Here is a 2010-nt window from a genome sequence, read left to right as displayed (position 1 = left end):
CCCGCCCCGAGTACGCCGGGCCGCGTGCCCGGCAGCGCCCGCGCGGCACGCTCCACGACGTCACCGAACGGTTCCGTCGACGGCAGCTCACCGATCCGGCCGAGGCCGGTCCGGCCGTTCCCGTCGGGGTGCGGAGCCAGCGGTCGCTGCACGGTCAGACCGAGCGCGTGCGCCAGGGCGTCGGACACGCCGGGGTCGGCGGAGTCGGCGTTCGTGTGCGCGCAGAACAGCGCCACCCCCGCCCGGATCATCCGGTGGACCAGCCCCCCCTTCGTGGTGTCCGCCCCGACCCCGTGCACGCCCCGCAGCAGCAACGGATGGTGCGCCACGATCAGCCCGGCCCCGAGTTCGAGCGCCTCGTCCACGGTGTCGCGCACGGGGTCCACACAGACCAGCACGCGCTCCACCTCCTCGCCCGGGTCGCCGCAGACGAGGCCGACCGCGTCCCACGACTCGGCCAGTTCCCGGGGATAGGCCGCATCCAGCGCGGCGATCAGATCGGACACGGTCGACGTCATGCTCCGATCCTCCCACGGGCGCCGACCACGCGGTGCGACGTCCGGGCGTGTGGCCATTAGGCCGACCGTTGGAACTTCGTCGGCGACCTCATCGAGATCCCGGACATGATCGCTAGTCTCGCGGGCGGTCATCACACGCTGACACAGGGTCAACGAGTGATCGGGGCCGGCGACCACGGCACAGGCACCGCCAGCGACCGATCCGGGACATCAACCCGGACGGATGACAGGAGGGTCATGACCACCGCACGCGAAGCACCCGACATCCTCTCCCCCGAGTTCGCCGCGGACCCGTACTCCGCCTACGAGGCGATGTTCGACGGCCCGTCGCTGATCTGGCACGAGGCCATGGGCAGTTACATCGTCTTCCGCTACGACGACGTGGCCCGCGCCTTCAAGGAGGGCGTGTTCACCACCGACAACTACGGGTGGCAGCTCGAACCCGTCCACGGCAAGACCATCCTCCAGCTCGACGGCCGTGAGCACTCCGTGCGCCGGGCCCTGGTGGCGCCCGCGTTCCGGGGGCAGGAGCTGGAGCAGAGGTTCCGGCCGGTGATCGAGCGCAATGCCCGGGAGCTGATCGACCGGTTCCGGGACACCGGCAGCGCGGACGTGGTGCAGGACTTCGCCCGGCACTTCCCGATCAACGTGATCGTCGACATGCTGGGCCTCGACCGCGGCGACCACGAGCGGTTCCAGCGCTGGTACACCTCGATCATCGCGTTCCTCGGCAACCTCAGCCAGGATCCGGACATCATCGCCGACGGCCTGCGCACCCGGGACGAACTCGCCGAGTACATGATCCCGATCATCCGGGAGCGCCGGGACAACCTCTCCGACGACCTGCTGTCCACCCTGTGTGCCGCCGAGGTGGACGGCACCCGGATGAGCGACGAGGACATCAAGGCGTTCGTCAGTCTGCTGCTCGCCGCGGGCGGGGAGACCACCGACAAGGCCCTCGCGAGCATCGTGGCGAACCTGACCGCGCACCCCGAGCAGCTGCGCGCGGTGCAGCGGGACCGGAGTCTGATCCCGCAGGCGTTCGCCGAGACACTGCGGTACACGCCCCCCGTCCACATGATCATGCGGCAGCCCGCGGAGGACGTCGAGCTCTCCGGCGGTGTCGTGCCCGCGGGCAGCACCCTGACCTGCCTGATCGGCGCGGCCAACCGGGACCCGCAGCGGTTCTCCGACCCGAACACCTTCGACCTCTTCCGCGAGGACCTGCCGACGAACACGGCCTTCACCGCCGCCGCGCAGCACCTGTCGTTCGCACTCGGCAGGCACTTCTGTGTCGGTGCGATGCTGGCCCGCACCGAGGTCGAGGTGGGCATGAACCAGCTCCTCGACGCGATGCCCGACCTGCGGATCGCCGACGGGCACACCGTCGCCGAGGAGGGTGTCTACACCCGGGGCCCGGCCGCGGTGCCGGTGCGCTTCACCCCGAACTGACCGCCGCCCGCCGCGCCCCGTGCCGCACGGGCACCGGGGC

The 2010-nt window shown here is 70.9% G+C and carries 2 protein-coding genes; one reads left to right on the top strand and one right to left on the bottom strand.

All coding sequences use genetic code 11. The features are described from left to right. Positions 1-518 (bottom strand): Nif3-like dinuclear metal center hexameric protein (locus SACHA_RS0101960; RefSeq protein WP_019806780.1); only part of this gene is annotated, 518 nt, incomplete at its 3' end. Between the two features lie 237 nt (positions 519-755). Between SACHA_RS0101960 and SACHA_RS0101955 the strand changes: the two genes are divergently transcribed. Then, positions 756-1970 carry a cytochrome P450 gene (locus SACHA_RS0101955; RefSeq protein WP_019806778.1) on the top strand — a complete coding sequence of 405 codons (1215 nt, stop codon included), beginning with the start codon at positions 756-758 and terminating at the stop codon, positions 1968-1970. Positions 1971-2010: the final 40 nt, after the last annotated feature.

Origin of the sequence: Saccharomonospora halophila 8 (assembly GCF_000383775.1) — a bacterium.
Classification (GTDB): Bacteria; Actinomycetota; Actinomycetes; order Mycobacteriales; family Pseudonocardiaceae; genus Saccharomonospora; species Saccharomonospora halophila.
The sequence above is the reverse complement of the archived record's forward strand: the minus strand, read 5'-3'. Positions and strand labels throughout refer to the sequence as shown.

Bases quoted from the DNA above. Each gene is read 5' to 3' on its own strand.
- SACHA_RS0101955 (WP_019806778.1), top strand. From the start codon at position 756: ATGACCACCGCACGCGAAGCACCCGACATCCTCTCCCCCGAGTTCGCC.